Annotated in this window: 15 protein-coding genes and 2 pseudogenes; 5 read left to right on the top strand and 12 right to left on the bottom strand. The window is 56.5% G+C overall.

Annotated elements, in window-relative coordinates; all coding sequences use genetic code 11:
• Window positions 1-208: 208 nt before the first annotated feature.
• Window positions 209-1,453 carry a M20/M25/M40 family metallo-hydrolase gene (locus tag HBO09_RS07805; RefSeq protein ID WP_169999331.1) on the top strand — a complete coding sequence of 415 codons (1,245 nt, stop codon included), beginning with the start codon at window positions 209-211 and terminating at the stop codon, window positions 1,451-1,453.
• 511 nt (window positions 1,454-1,964) lie between these two features.
• Here the strand turns inward: HBO09_RS07805 and HBO09_RS07800 are convergent.
• Both HBO09_RS07800 and HBO09_RS07795 read right to left on the bottom strand, forming a co-directional pair.
• Window positions 1,965-3,620 (bottom strand): methyl-accepting chemotaxis protein, encoded by a 1,656-nt coding sequence (locus HBO09_RS07800; protein ID WP_169999330.1) that lies wholly within the window; start codon window positions 3,618-3,620, stop codon window positions 1,965-1,967.
• Between the two features lie 413 nt (window positions 3,621-4,033).
• A pseudogene (locus HBO09_RS07795) lies at window positions 4,034-4,417 on the bottom strand (DNA polymerase V subunit UmuC); the annotation flags it as partial.
• Window positions 4,418-4,481: 64 nt separating this feature from the next.
• Here HBO09_RS07795 and HBO09_RS07790 point away from each other — a divergent pair.
• Together HBO09_RS07790 and HBO09_RS07785 are read left to right on the top strand one after the other, a co-directional pair.
• A pseudogene (locus HBO09_RS07790) lies at window positions 4,482-5,033 on the top strand (SOS response-associated peptidase family protein); the annotation flags it as partial.
• A gap of 512 nt (window positions 5,034-5,545) precedes the next feature.
• Window positions 5,546-5,845 (top strand): hypothetical protein, encoded by a 300-nt coding sequence (locus HBO09_RS07785; protein WP_169999329.1) that lies wholly within the window; start codon window positions 5,546-5,548, stop codon window positions 5,843-5,845.
• 834 nt (window positions 5,846-6,679) lie between these two features.
• Here the strand turns inward: HBO09_RS07785 and HBO09_RS07780 are convergent.
• Window positions 6,680-7,933 (bottom strand): MFS transporter, encoded by a 1,254-nt coding sequence (locus HBO09_RS07780; protein ID WP_262381192.1) that lies wholly within the window; start codon window positions 7,931-7,933, stop codon window positions 6,680-6,682.
• A 98-nt stretch (window positions 7,934-8,031) separates the two neighbouring features.
• On the opposite strand from HBO09_RS07780, the gene HBO09_RS07775 reads away from it, so the two are divergent.
• Both HBO09_RS07775 and HBO09_RS07770 read left to right on the top strand, forming a co-directional pair.
• A complete protein-coding gene (locus HBO09_RS07775; protein ID WP_169999372.1) occupies window positions 8,032-8,982 on the top strand; it encodes a LysR family transcriptional regulator in 951 nt (316 codons plus the stop codon).
• A gap of 642 nt (window positions 8,983-9,624) precedes the next feature.
• Window positions 9,625-10,212 (top strand): hypothetical protein, encoded by a 588-nt coding sequence (locus HBO09_RS07770; protein WP_170060905.1) that lies wholly within the window; start codon window positions 9,625-9,627, stop codon window positions 10,210-10,212.
• A 40-nt stretch (window positions 10,213-10,252) separates the two neighbouring features.
• Here the strand turns inward: HBO09_RS07770 and HBO09_RS07765 are convergent, their stop codons facing one another.
• Genes HBO09_RS07765 through HBO09_RS07725 form a run of 9 tightly spaced genes read right to left on the bottom strand, consistent with a single transcriptional unit; the run spans window position 10,253 to window position 16,904 of the window.
• Window positions 10,253-10,732 (bottom strand): DUF2514 family protein, encoded by a 480-nt coding sequence (locus HBO09_RS07765; RefSeq protein WP_170060904.1) that lies wholly within the window; start codon window positions 10,730-10,732, stop codon window positions 10,253-10,255.
• Window positions 10,729-11,262 (bottom strand): glycoside hydrolase family 19 protein, encoded by a 534-nt coding sequence (locus tag HBO09_RS07760; protein WP_170060903.1) that lies wholly within the window; start codon window positions 11,260-11,262, stop codon window positions 10,729-10,731. Before HBO09_RS07760 ends, HBO09_RS07765 begins: the two co-directional genes overlap by 4 nt.
• A 51-nt stretch (window positions 11,263-11,313) precedes the next feature.
• Window positions 11,314-11,691, bottom strand: a complete 378-nt coding sequence (locus HBO09_RS07755) for a tail fiber assembly protein (protein ID WP_170060902.1) — start codon at window positions 11,689-11,691, stop codon at window positions 11,314-11,316.
• On the bottom strand, window positions 11,688-13,256 hold the full coding sequence (locus HBO09_RS28630; protein ID WP_178121771.1) for a hypothetical protein: 1,569 nt from the start codon (window positions 13,254-13,256) through the stop codon (window positions 11,688-11,690). The genes HBO09_RS07755 and HBO09_RS28630 overlap by 4 nt, the downstream gene beginning before the upstream one ends.
• An 11-nt stretch (window positions 13,257-13,267) precedes the next feature.
• A complete protein-coding gene (locus HBO09_RS07745; protein ID WP_170060901.1) occupies window positions 13,268-13,867 on the bottom strand; it encodes a putative phage tail protein in 600 nt (199 codons plus the stop codon).
• Window positions 13,855-14,895 carry a baseplate J/gp47 family protein gene (locus HBO09_RS07740; protein ID WP_170060900.1) on the bottom strand — a complete coding sequence of 347 codons (1,041 nt, stop codon included), beginning with the start codon at window positions 14,893-14,895 and terminating at the stop codon, window positions 13,855-13,857. Before HBO09_RS07740 ends, HBO09_RS07745 begins: the two co-directional genes overlap by 13 nt.
• The gene (locus HBO09_RS07735) at window positions 14,885-15,283 is read right to left on the bottom strand and encodes a phage GP46 family protein (RefSeq protein WP_170060899.1); all 399 of its coding nucleotides are present in this window, start codon (window positions 15,281-15,283) and stop codon (window positions 14,885-14,887) included. The genes HBO09_RS07740 and HBO09_RS07735 overlap by 11 nt, the downstream gene beginning before the upstream one ends.
• Window positions 15,280-15,792, bottom strand: coding sequence for a phage baseplate assembly protein V (locus tag HBO09_RS07730; protein WP_170060898.1), 513 nt, complete (start codon window positions 15,790-15,792; stop codon window positions 15,280-15,282). Before HBO09_RS07730 ends, HBO09_RS07735 begins: the two co-directional genes overlap by 4 nt.
• Window positions 15,789-16,904, bottom strand: a complete 1,116-nt coding sequence (locus HBO09_RS07725; protein WP_170060897.1) for a phage baseplate assembly protein — start codon at window positions 16,902-16,904, stop codon at window positions 15,789-15,791. Before HBO09_RS07725 ends, HBO09_RS07730 begins: the two co-directional genes overlap by 4 nt.
• Window positions 16,905-16,907 lie beyond the last annotated feature (3 nt).

The raw sequence follows: 16,907 nt of genomic DNA, 5'->3' as shown, positions 1-16,907 counted from the left end.
GCACAAGTGGCATCCCACGGGCAATGACACAGCCATCATGGTTGCTCAGTACTACGATGATCACCCTTGCTAAGCCTGGCCGGAACACACGCTCGCAACTGGCGTAAAAGCTGTTTGTCTGCGTGAACGCCCGCAGCGATAGATGGCGTTGACGAAATTTATGGGGTAAAGATGGCGCTTCAATTCGCAATGATCTGAAGGAGCCAGCATGCTTATGCGACTTTCACCCATCGCCGCCGCCCTCTCGTTTTCATTCTTATCCTGTACCGCATTCGCTACCGATTTGGCCCCCCAATTACTGAAAAAAGCCGAGGCCGAACAAAAATCCTATCTTGCCACCGTCAAAGAGCTGGTGGACATTGATACCGGAACCGGCCAGGCGCTCGGCCTGAAAACCGTCAGCGCGATGCTGGTTGAGCGGCTCAAGGGGTTGGGTGCTGAAGTCACCACGACACCTGCGACCCCCTCCGCTGGCGACAACATCGTGGGCACTTTCAAAGGCACTGGCAGCAAGAACTTTCTGCTGATGGTCCACTACGACACGGTGTTCGGGCCAGGTACAGCGGCGAAACGCCCGTTCAAGCTCGACGGCGAGCGCGCCTATGGTCCCGGTGTTGCTGACGCCAAAGGTGGCGTCGCGATGATTCTGCATTCATTGCAGCTGCTGCAGGATCAGAAGTTCAATGATTTCGGTACCCTGACAGTGCTATTCAATCCCGATGAAGAAACCGGCTCTGCTGGTTCGAAAAAAATCATCGCCGAGCTCGCTCGTCAGCAGGACTACGTGTTCTCGTACGAGCCACCGGACACAGACGCGGTAACCGTCGCTACCAACGGCATAAACGGCGTGTTTCTCGACGTGAAGGGCAAGTCTTCGCATGCAGGTTCTGCACCTGAAGCCGGGCGCAACGCGGCCATGGAACTCGCGCACCAGATGTTGCAACTCAAGGACCTTGGCGATCCGGCCAAAGGCACCACGGTCAACTGGACGTTGGTAAAAAGCGGCGAGAAACGCAACATCATTCCTTCCAGCGCCTCGGCCGAGGCTGATATGCGTTACGCCGATCTGAGTGAAACTGACCGCGTACTCGCCGACGCCCAACGCATCACTGCGAAAAAACTCATCGATGGCACTGAAGTGACATTGCGCCTGGAAAAGGGTCGCCCACCGCTGGCCAAGAATCCGGGCTCCGAAGAACTGGCGAAAGTCGCGCAAGCTCTTTACCGAAAAATAGGCCGCAACATTGAGCCTATCGCCATGCGCTTTGGCACCGATGCGGGCTACGCATACATGCCTGGGAGCGCGAAACCGGCTGTGCTGGAGACAATGGGTGTCGTCGGTGCCGGATTGCACGCCGATGACGAATACATCGAGCTGTCGAGCATTGCTCCGAGGCTTTACCTTACTGTGGCACTGATCACCCGGCTGTCCGGCGCTGACGCAGCACCGTAACTACGACGGTTTGCGCAACCTCAGGCTACAAAATGCTTGTGGACGGCCGGGGAGCTCCGTTTTTTGGCAAAGACGAATGCCCACCGGCCAATACCAGTTTCATGACCTCGATCTTCAGGGCTGATTCTGAGGACGGCAAACGGCCGTGCGTTGTCATCGCACCCGACGCTAAACGGTGTCGGTCACGGTAGGATTGCCCGATGCCCCACTGATGAAGTTTGGACAGTGGAGCGCCCTGGTGATCGCACAATGCTGCGGCGCGCAGATGGCAGCTGTCTCGCTGCCGCGAAGTGATCGAGGAAAAGTTGAATCGCCCAAGAATTCCTAGACGCATTTGATTGCCTTCTTTTTAATCGTGGTCTACCCCCCAATACCTACGGCCTGCTAGTAGTAAGGTCTGTTGCCGTTTCACTCGCTGGTGTTGCAGGACTCGGACCATTACCTGCGTCCTGCGCCTAACCGGGGGCCATTTCTCGCAGCAACGCGGCTCGCGATGAAACGGCAACAGCCCCTAGAGCTGAAAGCGCGAAATGTTCTCTCGCAATGTCACGCTGGTGCGTGCCAGTCCTTCGCTTTCCCGCTGAGCGCTGCGGAAGGCTGCAGCGGATTGCTCGGCGCTTTCGCTGACGGTCACGATGCCCCGGCTGATCTGCTCGGCAACGGTACTCTGCTGCTCGGCGGCAGCGGCGATTTGGTGGTTCATGCCGTTGATCCGCTCGATCATGCTGACGATCGTGCTTACCGCGTCACCGGCCTCGGAAACGCCGGACACCGACTGCGCACTGGAGCGCTTGCAGCGTTGCATATGCTGCGAGGTCTCGTCGGCAATGTTCTGCAGACTGGCGATCAGCCCCTCAATCTCTGAGGTGGCCTTCTGGGTACGCTGTGCCAGGCTGCGCACCTCGTCAGCTACCACCGCGAAGCCGCGTCCGGCCTCGCCAGCACGGGCAGCTTCGATGGCTGCATTGAGGGCCAGCAGGTTGGTCTGGTCGGCCACCGACTTGATCACTTCAAGCACGCCGCCGATATTGCCGGTTTCATTCTTCAGCCGGCCCATGGCCATGTTGGACTGTTCGATTGTATCGGCCAGCTCGCCGATCATGTTGACGGCATCTTTGGCCTTCTGCTGGCTGCACAGGGCCGCGCTATCGGCCTCGCTGGCGGCACTGGCGGCGGATTCGGCATTGCGCGCGACATCCTGCACGGTGGCGGCCATTTGGTGAACGGCGGTGACGATCTGCTCGACCTCGCACTGTGCCATGGCCACGCTTTCGGCGTTTCTCAGGCTCGATTGGCTAAGCTCCTGGCTGGATTCGGCCACGGTCTGTGAAGACAGGTTTATGCCCTTGGTCATGTCCCGCAGGTTCTCCTGCATGCTCAGCAGGGCGGCCATTATGCTGGCTTGTGGTGGCTCAATCGTGCGCTCGCTAGCGCGCAAATCGCCCTGGGCAACCCGCTGGGCGAGCTGGTTGAGTTCACTCGGTTCGGCTCCCAGCGCGCGCAGCAGGTTGCGGCTGATGACGTAGCCCAGTACCGCTGCTAGTAAGACGGCCAGCGCAGTAATGGCGAGTAGCAGGTTGCGTTGTGACAGATAGTTTGCGTCATTTTCGCTGACCTGCAGGTCTGCCTTCTGGTTGGTGTAGCGCACGTATTCGCCAATTGCCTGGGTCAGCTCGGCCAGTAATGGTGTGCACTGCTCGCTGACCATGCGCAGGGCCTCGTCGTTTTCACCCTTGAACAGGTGTTCGGCAATGGTTTGCGCTACCGGTTTGTAGCGGCTCTCGACCTGCTCGATGGTTGAGAACAGTTCACGTGCTTTGGGCGACACATCATCATGGTTATCAATTGCCTGGCGTAGCGCGGCGAGGCTGCTGGTCACCATTTGTTCGTTGACGGCAATCGCGCCCCGCTGCTGCCCTCTCGCGGTGACATTGCTGTTCAAGGCGATGTTACGCAGGGCAATCGCGCGCTGGGCAGCGGCGTCGTTCAGTGTGTTGGCCATGCGGGTGCGTGCATCAACGCCATTAACGTAGAGAAAAAAGTCCTTATTGCTGTTAGCCAGGGCGTACAGCGAGATGGCGGCGATCAGCAACATAAACGCGACTAGGCTGGCATAGCCGGCATAGAGACTGGTCCGTGTAGAGAGTCGGGTAGTGTGCGATGGCATGATGTACCTGCGTAATGGGAGGAGCAATTTAGGGACACCTGCAAGGGTATGTATTCGCCCTTCGTCCGCATCCTGCGCAGGTATTCTTTTGTTCGACGGCAACGAGTAGTGGCGTTATTTCCTGGCCGACCAAACCTGTACAAGGTTTTACGCTTGTACAAGTCTTGTACAGCTATATCGGCATGATGTCGTCATGACATCATTCAATCCCGATGAACGGTTAGTAACCTCCAGTTTCTGGCAGGCGTGAGAAATAGAGGCCTGGCTGTCGGGCTGACTACTGATTGGCGGCGATACAGCCCAAGCCTATCTTTGGGCCAATAGAACCCTGCGAGCGCTGTAAAGTTGCTGTTTCATCGCGAGCCGCGTTGCTGCGAGAAATGGCGTTGACTGCACTACTTGCGGGACATTTTGGTGGCCAGCGCCTCCTTGATCGGCGGCAACTCGGTTAGGCGCTTACCGAACATCCGGCTGCAGCAGATCTCCGGCTTCGGTGGGTCGGGCTCGTCCAGCTCCAGGCATGACGTGCCGGCCAACTCCCGGGCGGTCTTCTCAATCACGATGCTGAACTTCTTGCGCAGCACCCAGTCGCGCTTGGCCGGATCGGTGATGCTCACCACGCCACCGGTCCGGGCCTGCAACCGCTTCGCCGTGTGGTTGGCAAGCTTGGCCAGGGTCTTTGTAGTTGCGATGCCTACGCCAACCGCAATACCAGTACCGCGCAGCACCTGGGCGCGAATCTTCCGCCCGAGGGCATCCAGGCCATCAATGACAGTCAAATCGGCGAATGCTTCATCGCCGCGCTCGCAGCTCGCAGCTCGCATAGAAGCTGTTGCAGTCGATCACTAGCAGGATGAAACCCTGCACGCAGACCTGGTGCTTTGGGGTTGGCGGCCGCACTGGGCCAAGGACCGCGCTGCGCCGATAAACGCTCGAGTCGAGAAAGTGGCCCGCGGCCCATTCTTCCGGGCGATCTGGCCACATCGGGCAATCACACCCGTGGTCAACTGGTTCGAATGGGTTGATTAGGGCGGACCGAAAAAACAGCCTGACTTGATCCGACGCCAGGATGGTCACCCTTCGCTGTGAGCCAGTATTGGCCAGTTCAGCGCAGCGACCGGACAGCTCGGCGTCGAACTTAACGAGCATGATGGGTTCGTCATCATTACCGCCGACAGTGCAGGCGGCATGGTCGATGTGCACGATCGGCGGTCGGTGGTGCTCGCCCACGACCTGGCCCAGGAATGATTGGACCCCGCCACAACAAAGGAGCAGGCGGAACAATTGGCGCTGAACCTGGGCGAGCCCTCAGAGGCCTTGGAGTGGTATCGGGTGAGCACAGCTGTTGGTAATGTGCGCGTTCAAGGTCCTGATCCATCCGATTCAATGATGAGTCGCGCCCTCGTCGCTTAGGCCTTTGTGTTGCCACTCCCGAACCGACTCGACCAGAGACCCAGCCTCTAGCCACAAACGCACCGCCTCTTCTGTGGAGACTAGAGAACTTCGCCCCCCCTGTTAGTTAGTCAAGGCAGTTTAGCTCGCTTCGCACACAGTACCTGCCGTGGAAATTTTGTCGACAGCCCGAAATAGGGAATCGCGGAACTTTATAGAAACTCATAAGAAGTATCGTCATTCTTAAATTTAGTGCGAAAGACAGGAGCTTCCCACGGCGCACGACCTCATTAAAGTGCAAAGCGAAACTTCTTCACTCTCCCGAACAAGAAACAAATTGCAACAAAGACCTATTGAAATATTTTAAACACCAAGAAACCAACATTTACTGAGCAAAAATGCGAAGCCTTGCCTTTTATAGCTGGATGGAAACCCAGTTCAATAAAACTACCCCCGATGGTAACGTATGCTTTCGCATCGCTCAGAATAATAAAAACATGAGCAAATTTGTTGATTGAATAAAGGATTAAAGAATGACTATCGAGCGAGAGATTTTCTCGGCCCTTATCGCGCAGAACGCATTTCAAGGTGAAAAACCAAGCGTACAAAGCTTCGCCCAGCTAGCTGTAGACAAGGGCTTTAGAGCGCTTTCGTCAAGGCAGCAGGCGGTGGTAAGCCCCTTCCTGAAAAAACAATGCGAGGGGATAAAAGAACCAAATGAAAAGCATAACAACTGCCAAAACAGCATAGGCGGTCGTGATTTGGTTACAGCGCTTGAGAAATCCGAAAGTTATAAGGGATGGCGCTGCGAGAGCTGCCGAAGCGTATCTTAAAAACAATAAATCAACATAAGAGAGTAGCAACCTAATAATCTACAAAAACAAAAAACGCTATTGCTCTCGCTACTCCTGAATGTTCCTGCAGCAGGCCACCACGGCCTGCTTGCAGGTCTTTCTTTTCTTTAAGCCCTGATCAGCCCACCATCAAATCGCCGCTCACTCGTCACGCACCTGAGCGCTTCGGAAAAATATTGCACGATGCAGCCAAATCCTTCTGCGCATCTAATTTTTCAGAGAGAAAATAGTGCCCATATATCAGATAGCACTACTGTTTTTTTTCGGTATCGCCACACTCTGGTTGGGCTACCAATCGGATAAGAAGAACCGTCAAAAAGAGCTGGCCGCAAAAAGACAAAGCGAAACCCGGGCCTCCTAGGGTCGCTGGCAGACATCCCTGATATACGTCTGCGCCGCCCTCAAGGCTGCTTGGCCGGCAATGATCCCTGCCCTGATATCGAAAACACGTTAGAAAAATAAATCTGTCTCCTTTTCATACTTTTCATAGGCCGCCACCTCTCACTCAAGTGCGTAGATCGAGCCGGCATATTGCGCTCTGCGCACTACTGCAAAACGGCAGCTGAACTCGTACCTTAAATGTCCGCTATTGGCTGATAGCAGCCTCTCCGGACGGTCAACTTTCTCCCAGTCGCAGTCGTTGATAACACCCCTGTCGATTGACGTGGAAGAGCATTTAAGCATTGAAAGCAAGTGCCAAGAGCGGGGTGCCGCCAGCAACCACGGTTCGCCAGTTCACAAAAGCTGCACACTCTACAAGCGCTTCAAATTGTTCAGGACAGCGGCGCTTGAAGCTCTGAGCATTGTCGATGACTAATGCAAGCGTTTGACCACTTTGAACGTGGATAGAGGACATTTCTGCGCTGGGGTCATCGAGGTATGAAAGACAATCAACAGCGCCGGCAGCAACAACGCCAACGCAACCCAGGGAATAACGCTTGCCCCCCAGGTTTCCAAGAGAACGCCGCCGATCACACCACTGCCTGCAAACGCCAGGTTAAAGACGGTGACCAGCATTGATTGCGCAATATCAGCGCCGTCACCGGCAACATCAGCCAAGGCGGTTTGCAATAAGGTTGGCGCACCACCGAAGCTCATCCCCCACAAGACGATGCTGATGTAGATCGCAGTGACGGGCAGGTCACCCAGCCCAAGGGCAAACGAAACCAGGGTGAATGCTGTCAGGCTGAGCAAGACCAGACGCCGAAGCCTGCCATCAATCAACGTGCCGATCATCCATAGACCGAACAAGGCCGCAATACCGAATGAAAGAAGGCCCAGATCCACCTGATCGGCCAATCCAACAGAAGCCAGGAACGCAGCAATATAGGTATAGAGGGTGTAATGGGCCAGGATCCAGAGCATGACCACCGCCAGCACGGGCCGCACACCAGGGGTTTGCAAGACCCTGCGTAGCGGCAGGCGTCGATCGGAACGTTGTCCGGGATAATCAGGCACTTTCAGATATATCCAGGCCATCAGCAAAAGGCTGAGTCCTGAGAGAGTTCCGAACACGCAACGCCATCCCAGCAGTTTGCCGAGCCAGGCACCTAGCGGTACGCCTAGGGCAAGTGCCAACGGGATGCCGAGCATGGCCAGCGCCATAGCGCGACCTTGCAGTTGTGGGGCGACCAACCGTCTGGCGTAGCCGGCCAGCAGACTCCAGGCCAGACCGGTTGCAATACCCACCATAAAGCGAGCAGCCAGCGTCAATGAAAACCAGGGCGACAGGGCGGTCACCGCATTACAAGCGCAAAACACCCCGACGGCCAGTAATAGCACCAAGCGCCGACGCCAACCTTGCAACGCGAGGGTCAATGGAATAGCCGCCAACCCTGAGCCCAGTGCACATAGTGTCACCATCTGACCTGCCCACGCTTGCGACACACCAAATGCCTCGGCGATTTGCGGCAAAAGTCCTGCTGGCACCGTTTCGTTGGCGGTGGCGATAAAGCTCCCCATTGTCAGCGCCAACAGAGCCGCCAGTGGGAGACGCCCGGTAGTCAGGTATTCGGTATTGCCCGATGTCGTGAAAGAGCCATTTTCAAAGTGTGATTTGCCGGTCATGACCTGTGCTCAACGGGATGGGAGACATAAGTGTGATGAATTGCCTCTGATTTGATAATTGGCCTACCATTTGATGGACTATCAAATTGGAATTGAATGTGGCCACTGACCGATTGGGTGATATGCGCTTGTTTGTCGAAGCGGCAGCACTCGGCAGCTTGTCTGCCGCAGGACGCAAACTGGCGCTGTCGCCAGCCGCGGCCAGCGCGCGCCTTATCAAGCTTGAGGCGGCGCTGCGCACCAAATTGTTTGATCGCACAACGCGTCAGTTGCGCCTCACGGAAGAAGGTCGGTTTTATTTGCAAAAGTGCTGGGTCGCATTGCAGGCTATCGATGAGGCGGAAGCGGGGCTTCAAGCCAGTCAAACTGAGGTGCGTGGCAAGGTACGAATATCCGCGTCTGCCGATTTTGGCCGCAATCTTTTGAATGACTGGCTTGAGGCATTCAGTACATTGCACCCAGAACTGTACGTGGCGCTGACGTTGTCGGATTCGGTGTCGAATCTGGTGCAGGACGATGTCGATCTGGCAATCCGGTTTGGACAGCCACATGAAAGCTCGATGGTCGCCAGGCAGTTGGCTCCCAACTGGCGAGTACTGTGCGCTTCGCCTGACTATCTGGCGCGCTACGGTACCCCCCAGACCCCTGCTGACTTGGTTAACCACAAGTTCATCGTGCTGGTGACTTGCGCAGGTCCATTGAACACCTTTCACTTTGTGGTGGATGGTCAGGAATGGAACCACACCGTACCCATGAGCCAGGCATGGGAAACAAATGATGGCGCACTCGCCCGCGCATGGGCATTGGCCGGGCATGGCATCGCACGTAAGACCATTTGGGATGCGGCAGCCGATATCCGTGCTGGACGGCTGAAAGTCCTGTTGCCTGAATTTTGTGTCCGAGAGGCCGGCGTCTACGCGGTATTACACGGCAGTCGTTACCGGGTTCCCCGCGTGCGTGTACTGCTGGATTTCCTTATCGAGCATTTCGATCGCGCAACCGATGAGTTGTTGTTCGACCTTAAAGTACCTAATGCTAGGAGGTCGTAAGCCACGTTACCAGCTAAGAGTCGCCGTCAAGTGCCCAATGAGGTTGCTTGAGTCGGGTGCGGACAATTTCCAGCAAATTGAATAGCCCCTGGTCTCGTGGACAAATCTGACTGGCTGCCGGAGTGTTCGCTTTGGGTCGTTTGTAGCCCTTCGAGACAGGCAGTAACCGCCCACAGCAGACGGCCACGACCGAGCGCTTATGACCGTCAGTGGACAGCCGACGCAATCCAGCATCGGGTGTGGGTTCCATCTAAGACGCAGGACACTAAAAATTAACGCTTCAAGCTAGCGTTAGAAGAGCTAGCTGTGGAAGTGATCGTCAAATCCCAGGCAATAAAAAACCCCGTAGACGTTAATCTACGGGGCTTTCAAGAGTGGAGGCCGAGGTCGGAATCGAACCGGCGTAGGCGGATTTGCAATCCACAAATAAACCTTTATTTATCATAAAGTTATTCACCATTCAGTTCCGCACCTACTAACAATTTTTCTCTCTTGAGGTCAATATTTCCAGGGTAGCTGAATCTGGTTGCGGAATAGATTTCGGGGCAAAAGCTTCTGTTCCCGGCCACCAATCGCCGTGGCTTGCACGCCAAGATAAAGGGCTGGAGAATGATGCCTGCCGTAAAACCAATAGGGTGCGTAATGATTGATCCTTTGAGACACGCGAAATCGAATCTGATTGCCGCTGAACAAGCCTATGTTGCTATGTCCCAATCAACAACATTCGAAGAGTATGAGTCGGAGTGGAGAGACTTTCTTACTCACCTTGAGAAGGTATGGATCAAGACAGAGCGAGCCTGCGTTCATCTTCAGCCGAAATTTCAACCATGGCAGGGAAAATATCTAGCGTTGCGAAGGAAGGACATGCTGCTACGCTACCTCAAGGCAGCACGCGATGCAGACAATCACTCTATTCAGGATCTGGCCATAATCAAGGACGGATCAACATCAGTAAACTTTGCAAAGGATGAAGGGGTACGATCCTGCGTAATAACTTTCAAGGACGGCGAAATGGTTATTGAGTCTGATGATCCACTGGTCATAACAAACACCCCTCCACATCCGGCGGCTCTCCCAGTAAAGAACCATGGAGACTGGTACAACCCTCCAACTTCGCACATTGGTCAGATGCTAACTAATCGACACCCAACTGAATTCGCCTTGCTTGGTTTGAATTTTTATAAAAATTTCGTAAATGACGTTGAAAATACATTTTTTACGAAACTCTAACAGGAGAACCGTTTTCCCCGCCCCTCTGTTTTGCTGCAGATCATCGGTGTATCGAGTCGTAAATTCTCTCACACGCCAAACCGGCTATTCTGGCTCGGTCATACGCCGCTGCCAGCTCTCCCGCTCTTTTGTCAGCCCGCTGGAACAGTTCGGAGAGCACCATGGCGGCGCGGGTGGCTGACGCGCCTCGCTTGGCAGCTCCGGGGTCACCGGCGCAGGCACTGGCGGCAAACTTTTTGGCGTCGACATGCAGCCGCTCACCAGCAGCATCAGCGGTGCCAGCAGCCACAGCAGCAGCCTGGTTTTGTTCTCGCACATCACTCGCCTCCTTATTCACTGCCGATTGGCGGCGCTGCTCTTCTTGGCGCGCCGTATTACCAGCCTCTGTGAGGGCGAGCGCCTGGGCCTCGCCGATTTCTGCCAGTTGCTTTCCGTAGCGCCAGTCCTGCACCTGCCAGGTGCTGGCGCCACTGATAGCCATCGCCAGCAGAATTGCCACCAAGATCTGCCCAGGCGTCATTCCAGCACCTTCTGCGCCTGGGCGTACAGCCGCTGGCGATCCTCAAGGCCATTCAATCCACCATTAACCCGCCGGGTGATTTTCACGAACTCGCCTTTGTCAGCCAGGGTATTCAGGCTCTTCGTCGACCAGAACCACGCCGCCGACATCGAGGCGTGCTGCGGCTGCTCCAGCAACTCCGGGTGATTGATCAAGTCCAGGGCCAGCGCTTCGCCGCACGCAGCGTAATTAGCCCGCCCGGTAATCTGGATCAGCCCCCGGCCACGGTACTTGGAGCCGTCCCCCGTCACGGTATTGCCCAAATCAGCGCGGCCCTCGTATCCGGCCTGCTGTGCAGTAGGCCCCCAGATCTCGCGCACGTAGCGCAACTGGCCTGACTCGTGCCCGACCTGGGCGATGAATGCGGCGATACGCAGCGTGGTCACGATCCCGTACTTGCCCATAGCGGCGTTCAGCACAGGAACAAAAACGCCGGCTTGGCGGCCGGCGTTCGGGAGAATCTGCAGCAACTGTTGCTCGGTTATCGGCATAGCTTTCTCCAGACGAAAAAAAACCGCTCAATAGCGGCCCGAATTTGTGATTTATTCAGATGGCTGCGGTGGCCAGACTATCGTGTGAGGATAAGCTGCCTGGTCAGTAACGCGATTCACTAATACCCGGTACTTCTTCCAGTTCTTCAAACTGGCGATGTCTGCCTCGGTAGCCTCCTCCAAATCCACTGCATCTTGCAGCGGGTTGACTCGAAGCGTGGCAAAGGTCAACAACATGTCCCGATGACTGTTTGCAGCAGCAAGAATCTCTTCTGGCGAAGCTATTGGAATAGGTGGGGTATCTTGCGAAAACTCTTCGGTTTCATAATCAGGATAGATCCAGTCTTTGTTTTCCGGATCAGCTTCTGAGCCATCAACCGAACGCCACCCCTGCCCATCTTTCCGAACTGCGTATCCGCCATAAATCATAAGTTATCCTCCCAACCCATACATTGAAGAATAGATGTGGCGCCCGTGGCGCAGTACATAACCGACAGACTTCTCAAGTTAATCGTACCAACGGCTGTTGGAACCGGGCTAGACGCGTTATACCCACCAGCAAATGGAAATCCATTGGGCTGGGATGGGCTCAGGTATCCCGCACCAGGCGTCGAAACAAACCCGCCGGCAGGGGCGAATCCAATGTAACCGCCGTTCGCCGTCCCCCCTACCAAGTGCGCATACTTTGCTGTCGGCGGCACCAAGCTTGCTAGGGATACGGTGATTGCAGTACTGGCTGCGCCCGTTGCTACAGTCGGGAATGAAGGAACATTACCACCAAGGTCGTAGTGGGCCCTCTTTCCAAACTGGGAGAAGCGAAGCGGATAAAGACTTGCATCTGTTCTGATCCACCCGATGCGTGCTTTGTGGGTATACCCTGCAGGCAATGCAGGTAAGTTGACGTTAATAGATAGAAGCCCTGCCACGACACTCCCTGTCGCATTACTAATGGCCCAAACGCTATACCACGTGGACGCCGTGGCCGAACCAGAGTCCAGGCCATTAGCGCCGGATGCTGTCGTATCTATCGTCAGCGAGATGTTACTCAACTTTAAGAAAACGCCACTAGTATCTTCCACCAACAACTCATCAATAGCCGCTGACACATAACGGTCAGACCCGCCAGAAGACAATGTAAGGTTCTTAAAAGAGCCTTGGATACCGATAAGGTTGCTTTTGGATGTTACATACGCGGCCAGTTTTTTTGGGGTTACGCCCACGCCGTCACTCACGCCGTCATTCGTTTCCGTCTGCGTTGCAACGCGGATAAGTCCGGCAGATGACTCCGTTGCAGCCGTTAAAGAATTCGATACAAACAAAGCAAGCTTTTTCGGAGTAACTACAGTCGCATCGCTAGTACCTGCATTTGTCTGTGCCTGCGTTGCAATCCTTACAAGTCCATAAGCTGATTCTGTTGCGGAGGTCAAAGAATTAGAGACAAACGCGGCCAGTTTTTTTGGAGTTACGGCCACGCCGTCATTCACGCCGCCATTCGTTTCCGCCTGCGTTGCAACGCGGATAAGTCCGGCAGATGACTCCGTTGCAGCCGTTAAGGAATTCGATACAAATGCGGCCAGTTTCTTTGGGGTGATAACCACATCATCCGTTGCACCTGTGTTCGTCTGTGCCTGCGTTGCAATCCTTACAAGTCCATAAGCGGACTCCGTTGCCGCTGTCAACGCAGCAGTAATTGCCTGAGCCACGCGAAGTGGACTCATCACTTTAACCTCGTTCACTCCACCCACCGCCTCCGCCTGGCTGGCAAACTCAAGCGCCACGCCCTCGACAAGACTCGAAATAGCGGCCAAGAGCTGGGCGTTGTCATCCTCGTCTGGAACCAGACCTGCCGCCTGGAGTACATTTAAAATTTCTAAAGTAACTGCGTTGCCCCACGCAGAAGGGATGAGCGATCCAGGAGTGCCTGACAGAGCGTCCTCATCAATAAATTTGCCATCTACCAACCCAACGCTGGGCACACTTTTCGGAAAATCCACGGTTTTACCCCTCAGTCGTAATTGATATGCACAACGGTGTGCGCCGGCGCCGGCCTACGGATCAAGCACTCAAGCGCGTCACCTGGATTGGTACCGAACCGCTCCCCCCAGAAGCTCGCGCCGAATCGTCGGCCTGCACGCTGACGCCCACCGGTGTTCAGCACCCAAATAAACTGGGCACCCCAGGTTCCGAAGTGCGCAGCGCCAAAACGAGAACGCCCCATACGGGGCGCTCGATATTCAGTGATAGTTGCGCCGGGGTATCCCTGGCTAACGGCGATCTCAATGAAGTACGCACGGCTCTGTCCACCGACCTCCACCAAACGCCGGCGAACCGCCAGGCGCCGATCCTCAAACGCTGGGTTCGGACCCAGGCATTCGTCTGGCAGACCCATTACCTTTTCCCAGTCGGGCACCAACTCGCTCACACCACCCAGGTCCATCTCATTGAGCATGTCCGACGCCCTGCCCTCCAGCCTTGCAAACTCCAGCGATACCCCCGATAGAATCAGCCGGACCTCGGGGACCAGCTCCGGATCCCATGCAGGACCAGCGGGTAGCAGTGCTTGCAGTTGGGCACGGTATTGCTCGGCGGTCCTTAATCCAGCCATAGGCAACCCCCGAAAGTCAGCAGTTGATTGCTGGCGGCTGCAACGTCAGTCGTTGGCGCTACCAGCTCATGATCGGTCTCCCCGACGGCGCTGCTGATCGATTCGCGAATGTGGCTGATCAGCAACTTATCGCCCAACCCTGCCTCACGGCTGTGCAGGTCCTGCAGCTGCACTGCGACAGCCGCACGAACGGCACTGGTGTCTGGCGTAAGGCGAATCTGGTACACCACCGGCACCTGCACCGGGGCAAGCACGTACAGCTCGGCTGTGACGGGCCGCAACGGCTCGATATAGGCCTTCACCTCCGCGAGCTGCGCGGCATCAGGGATCGGATTGGCGTCTTCGTCGCTCATGACAAACAGCCCGACGGTACCAGGCCCTAGGAAGTTTCGTCGGCACCAGGCGCGAGTTACACCGGGCACCTCCAATGCCCAGGTTTCGTAGTCGTCCGCCGAGCCGCCGCGGGGTATCACGCGATACGATCGCACCACCCGCGCACGTAGCGACTCGACGCTTTCCTGGGCGATACCGCCGATTAACCCAGGGGCCAACACCGTGAAGGTGCTGGCAAGCCCCTCGACGGGCTGAATTAACGTCAATACCGTACCGGATTCGATGTTGCTCAGCGTGCCCGCATCCAACGCTTCCAGCTTGGCGGTATTGGTACCCGCGACCGTTGGCACGCTTTCGGTAACGCGATAGGCCCGGCCGTCATTCGATTGCATCACCGTATCGACATCCACCACCCGGCCAGCGGCAGCCGTGAAGCTGGCAGTACCTTCTGCCGCCTGGGCTGCCTTACGCGGTTGACTCAAGCGCAGGCTGGCAATGCGCTCCAAAGTTTCTTCATCCGCTGTGTCGGGCAAGATCTGTTCGGCAATCCAGTCCAAGTAGCCATACAGCCCATAGACTGCGCCACTCAATGCTCGCGACAACACTTGCGCATCGGAGCGTCGCAGCGCGTCCCCGGCCAAGTCACTCTGGGTACGGTTGACCAGCACCGGGAGCGAAGGAGTATCAAACGGCATAGATCACCTGCCAAAGTTGGCTTGAGTTGATTTGCAGACGGGCGCCGCTGGGTACCGTGAGAATCACGCGCAGGTTGAGGCGGTGACTGTCAGCGCGTTCAGTGAGCACCTCGACCTCCAACACCTGCTGATCATCGAGCAGCCATTGCAGCGCTTCCCGTGCGTAGAATTCGGCATCACGCTGGGTGTCAGCCGTGAGCTTGACTCGCCGCAGGAGCCAAAGACGCGAGCCGATACGGTCGTCGGCAATAGTGGGATAGCTGTCGCCCCACCAGCCGAAGCGCTCATCGTCGTCCACCGGGTCATCGGTCGCGGCGCGGCGCCAGGTGAACAGGCTGATCACCACGGCGCGGATCAGTGAAGCCTCTAGGCTGGGCTCGATAATCATCCGCCACCCCCTATCGGAGCCCCAGACTGATCAGGCCCCCGTAGTACGCCACCGTGAGGGTGATTGATTTGACTAACACCGCCGGCGATCTGGTCGCCATCCGAGACGATCTTGCCGGTCTGGTTGATCACCGGCGTATCAATGTTTACCGCCTTGCTGGCCTTGATGTTCAAGGTGTCGGTTTCGATATCGATGATGCGGCCGCGCTTGAAGTGCACTTTGTCCCCTTCGTCCGTGTAGATGGCCACCTCCCCCGGCTCCAAACCCTGAATCCGGTACCGACGATCTGCCACCACCAGCAGCACCCCGTGGGAGCGGTCACCACCGATGAACGCGGCGATCCCCTCGGCACCCGCCAGCGGGTTGCTGGTGAAGCCATAAGGCTCAAAATGTTCTAGGCCGTCCTTGACCTCCCCAGCAGTGAGGCGCATCTGTAGGGCTTGCAGCTTTCTGGCCGAGTCCACCAGCACCACGGTGCCGCGCACCAGCATTCGGTTGAGTAGGCTCATTCGGTGGGTTTCCAATCAGCAGGCAGCAGGTATTCGAAGTTGTCGGCCTTGCCGCCCTTCTTGAGTTTTCTGTCTTTGTGCGGGTCATGCGGTTCGGGCTCAAACCCATCCGGCGGCCCCACCAGCATGGTGGTGATGGTACCTTCAGGGCCCAGGGAGTAAGTCACCTCGGCGATCAGCATGTCGCGGTCGAAGCCGATCACCGGATCGACAACACGCACCAGCATGTTGTGCCGCCACAGCGCGCCGTTCGATTGCCGCCAACCCTGCACCGTGTAGGTGGTACCCAGCGCCTTGCCCATTCGTTGGCCGCGCTCCCAGTTGGCCCGGCTCTGGGCCAGGGTAGAGGTCATTTGCCCACTCTCGTGGATGATCAACACGCGCTTGCGTGTGGTGCGGTCATCGCTGACCGTTGCCGTCACCTCGGCGGCCTGTTCACCGAACTCATCATCGGTACCGCTGCGCTGACCCAACACCCGGTACTCGGAAAACACCGTGGAGAAGTCCAGTTCTGCATTGGCCTTCAGTACGTTCTTGCCCAGCTCCAGGGCGTCCACTGCCCTGCCCTCACTTCCAGGCTTGGCCAACACCACCATGCCCTTGGCATCGTCGGTGGAGAACACCCGAAACAGAGTCAACAGCCGGTCGATGGATTCAAACGCGGTCTCACCCGGCTCAATGGTGTGATCCGAGAGCTTGCCGGTTTCGGCGATCTCGCTGCGCACGGCCAACCCATAGGGCGCCGCCAGGGCCTTGACGATGCTGAGGACGCCTTGATTCTTCCACTGCCCTGGCTTGTTCACGGCCGCGCAGTCCACTAGGTCAGCGGTCAGGGACCGGCCGGAGATCGACAGAGTGATTTGTTTATCGTCGTAGCTGATCGGCGTGGCGAACACCCAGCCAGTAAGAATCAAATCCCCACCAATACGCACCATGCATTTGGCACCCTGGCGGATGGGGATCGAAACCGCCTGCCCTGGCCAGCGCCAGGTGATCGCCAGATTGAAGTCACGGGCCTGACGTTCCAGGCCCGCCGATATCGACACCGATTTCCAGCCGCCATAATCCAGGCCGTCAACGGTCAGGCTGACGGCATTCGCGGTATCAAGCATGGG

The organism is Pseudomonas sp. WS 5027 (genome assembly GCF_012985695.1).
Classification (GTDB): Bacteria; Pseudomonadota; Gammaproteobacteria; order Pseudomonadales; family Pseudomonadaceae; genus Aquipseudomonas; species Aquipseudomonas hygromyciniae.
This window is presented reverse-complemented; position numbering and strand designations above follow the sequence as displayed.